General features: G+C 72.2%; 2 protein-coding genes and 1 pseudogene. 2 read left to right on the top strand and 1 reads right to left on the bottom strand.

Going from position 1 to position 3,663, the window contains the following annotated elements:
• The first annotated feature begins 10 nt into the window (after window positions 1-10).
• Together AB4Y86_RS14455 and AB4Y86_RS14450 are read left to right on the top strand one after the other, a co-directional pair.
• Window positions 11-772, top strand: a complete 762-nt coding sequence (locus AB4Y86_RS14455; protein WP_441402893.1) for a MerR family transcriptional regulator — start codon at window positions 11-13, stop codon at window positions 770-772.
• 63 nt (window positions 773-835) lie between these two features.
• The gene (locus AB4Y86_RS14450) at window positions 836-2,473 is read left to right on the top strand and encodes a DUF7059 domain-containing protein (protein ID WP_441402892.1); all 1,638 of its coding nucleotides are present in this window, start codon (window positions 836-838) and stop codon (window positions 2,471-2,473) included.
• A gap of 117 nt (window positions 2,474-2,590) precedes the next feature.
• Here AB4Y86_RS14450 and AB4Y86_RS14445 read toward each other — a convergent pair.
• A pseudogene (locus AB4Y86_RS14445) lies at window positions 2,591-3,646 on the bottom strand (MFS transporter); the annotation flags it as partial.
• Window positions 3,647-3,663 lie beyond the last annotated feature (17 nt).

Genomic DNA, 3,663 nt, shown 5'->3' with positions numbered 1-3,663 from the left:
AGGAAAGCCAATGGAGTGGTCCGTGCAGCAGCTCGCGAAAATCGCCGGCACCACAAGCCGGACCCTGCGCCATTACGACAGTGTCGGCCTGCTCAAGCCCAGCCGCACCGGGGAGAACGGCTACCGGTACTACGGCCAGGCCGGGCTGCTCAGGCTGCAGCGGATTCTGCTGTTGCGCGAACTGGGGCTGGGTCTRCCCGCCGTCGCCGAAGTCCTGGCGCACGAACGGCAGGCGGAAACTGCGCTCGCCGGCCACCTGGAGTGGCTGCGGCAGGAGCAGCGCAGGCTGGCCCGGCAGATCGCTTCGGTCCAGCGCACCATCGAGGCAGTAAAGGAAGGAAGGGACATCATGGCGGAAGAAATGTTCGACGGCTTCGACCACACCCGGCATCAGGACGAGGTCGAACAACGCTGGGGCAAGGAAGCATATGCGCAGGGCGACTCGTGGTGGCGCGGCAAGGATGCCGCTCAAAGGGAGGCCTGGAAGCAGCGTTCCCGGCAGCTCGCTGCGGACTGGACCGCCGCGGCCGAGGCGGGCACCGCCCCGGACAGCCCGGCAGCGCAGGACCTGGCCCGGCGCCAGGTTGAATGGCTCACGGGCATCCCGGGCACCCCGGCCGCCGCCGGCGGCAGCGGGAACCTCAAGGGCTACGTGGCCGGTCTCGGCGAGCTGTACGTGGCGGATCCGCGCTTTGCCGCGAATTACGGCGGGGCCGCCGGGGCGGCCTTCGTGCGGGACGCCCTGGCTGCCTACGCGCAGAAGCACCTCTGAGGCAGTGACGCAGCTGGGGCGGGGGCGCGGCCGGCGCCATGGGAGCGCGCCTAAACTTGTCCGGTGACCCCCTCAACGCTTTTCACCGCCGGCAACACCCCCGATGCTCCCCGCAGCGACCTCCCCGAGTTGCTCGGGACGCTCGCTGCGGAGCTGACGGCCCTTAACTACACCGTCGACGGCGTCGCGGGACTGCTGGGCGACGCCGCGCACGCGGCCCTGGGCCGTGACCAGCTCATCCCCGCCTTGATCGCCACCGAGTCCGCCGCCCACGGCGAGCCGACGACGGCGGCGCTCGCCGTCGTCGTGCGCCTCTGGCTGCTGGCCGAACCGCAGGACGCCGGGACACTCGACGCCGCGCTGCCCGGCGTCCGCACGGAGGGGCTGCTCCGGCTGGGACTCGTGGAACCGGCCGCCGGGGGCTTGATCCAGGCGAAGGTTGATCTGCGGCCCTACGGCTGGGACCCGACCCTGGCTGAGGACGGCGCCGCCAGCGGCGGCGCCGACCTCTGGGTGGCCAGCGACCTGGCCGCCCACCAGAGCCCGGGAGTGCTGCGCCACGACCACGTCCTTGGGATCGGGCAGGCGTCCACCACCCTGGTGCAAGTCACGGCGCGCCGGCACGTTGCCCGCGCGCTGGACCTCGGCACCGGCTGCGGCATCCAGAGCTTCCACCTGCTCCACCACGCCGAACACGTCACCGCCACCGACATCTCCGAGCGGGCACTGGCCTTCACGCGCTTCAACCTGGTGCTCAACGCGGCGGCGCTGCACCTGGATCCGGCCGAGCCGGAGAGCCGGGTGATCCTCCGGCTGGGCTCGCTGCTGGACCCGGTGGCCGGGGAGGAATTCGACCTGGTGGTCTCCAACCCGCCGTTCGTCATTACCCCGCGCGGCGCGGGCGAGAGCGCGGCGGAGCAGTTCACCTACCGCGACGGCGGTCTGCCCGGCGACGACATCGTCGCCAACCTGGTCCGGGACCTTCCCTCGGTCCTTACCCCCGGCGGGACAGCCCAGCTATTGGGCAACTGGGAGATCCCCGCGGGCGCCGCATGGGCCGACCGGCCGCAAGGCTGGGCCGGTCCGGACGCCGACGTGTGGTTCATCCAGCGAGAGCAGGTCGGCCCGGAGCAGTATGCCGAGACCTGGCTGCAGGATGCCTCGGAGGCCCGTGACCGGCGGCTCTACCAGGAGTCCTACGCCGCGTACCTGGCCGACTTCGCGGACCGGAAAGTGGAAGCCATCGGTTTCGGGATGATCTGGCTGCGGCGCCCCGCCGCCGGCGCCCAGCCGGTGATTACCCGCTTTGAGGAGATCACCTACCCGATCGAACAGCCGGTCGGCCCGCACCTGGCCGCCGCCGTCGACCGCGCCGACTGGCTGGCCGGCCACGAACTGGCCGCCGCGCACCTGCTGGTGGCCGAGGATGTCACCGAGGAACGGCACCAGCGCCCCGGCGCCGAACACCCGGGCGTCATCCTGCTGCGCCAGGGCGCCGGGCTGCGCCGCACCAACCTGCTGAGCACCGAGCTGGCCGGATTTGTCTCAGCGTGCGACGGCGAGCTCTCCGTCGGGCAGATCATCGGAGCCCTTGAGGCCCTGCTGGGCGGGTACGACGGCTACGACGCCGGGGCGTTCCGCGACGGTCTCCTGCACGAGGTCGGCAATCTGGTGCGCGACGGCTTCCTGCTCCCGACCTGAGGCGGACGACGCCGGTCCCGGCACCGCCGCTGGAACGGCCGCGGCGCCTTCGCCGCCAAATCGGGGGAGCACATAGGCGGCGACGGCCAGCGCCACCAGCACGCCGCCCACCCCGGTGATGAGGAAGCTCAGCCGGACCGGCAGCAGCGCGCCCAGCAGGCCGCCCAGGGCCAGGGCGCCAATCGAAACGGCGCGGGTCATCCCGCCGATGATCGCCACCGCCTGACCGCGCCCACTTTCGGGGATGCGCAGGATGGTGATTGCCCCGAAGCAGGCGTTCAACGCGCCGCAGGCCGTCCCCATCGCCGTGTAGGCCACGAAGAGCCACCCCACCGTGGGCACCAGCGCCATGACGCCCAAGAAGGCCGAAGTCAGCGCCATCGAGGCGAGCAGCACCCGTAGCCGGGCCGGCGGGGTCTTGATCCGGGCCGCCGCCGCGGCGCCGGCCGCCATGCCGAGTCCGAAGGCCGCCGTCAGCAGCCCGTACTGGATCTCGGTGGCACCGAGTTCGCCCCGGGCCAGGAAGACTTCCAGGACGTTGGTGGCCTCGCCCACCACGATGAAGAACAACGCTCCGAGGACCAGGGCCCACACCAGGCTGTCCCGCCGGATCAGCCGCAGGCCGTCCAGCAGGGCGGGTGCCTCCTGGCCGTCGCGCTCCGCGGCGGTGCCTCGCCGGGTGCGGATCAGCAAGGCGCCGACGCCCATGGCGAGGTAGCAGCCGCTCGCGACGCCGAACACCAGCCCCGGGCCGCCCCAGCCGCTGAGCAGGCCGCCCGCGGCCGGTCCGGCCATGCCGGCAATCATGATGGTGGCCTGCATGGTTCCCATCGCCCGCGGCGTGCGCTCCTCGCCGACGATCCGGGGCAGCAGTGCCTGCCAGGTGGGGCCCGCAACAGCCTGGGCGGCGTCGAGCAGGAACGTCATGGCGAAAAGCACCGGGAGGTAGTTGTCCAGGTACTRCAGGCCCAGGCCCATGCCGGCCACGGCCGCCGCGCTGACTGCGGAGGCCGCCGTCGCGAGCGCGCGCGAATCACGGGTGTCGGCAAGCCGGCCCGCCCAGGGCGCCAGCAGGACCAGCGGAAGGGCCGAGCACACCAGGTAGGCCGCAACGAGCCATGGCCCCGCGGCCGCCGTCGGAGTGTCGTCCGCGCTGGTCTGCAGGTGCAGCATCACGCTGACGACGACGG

Origin of the sequence: Arthrobacter sp. 2YAF22_2, assembly GCF_052114645.1 — a bacterium.
GTDB lineage: Bacteria > Actinomycetota > Actinomycetes > Actinomycetales > Micrococcaceae > Arthrobacter.
The sequence above is the reverse complement of the archived record's forward strand: the minus strand, read 5'-3'. Positions and strand labels throughout refer to the sequence as shown.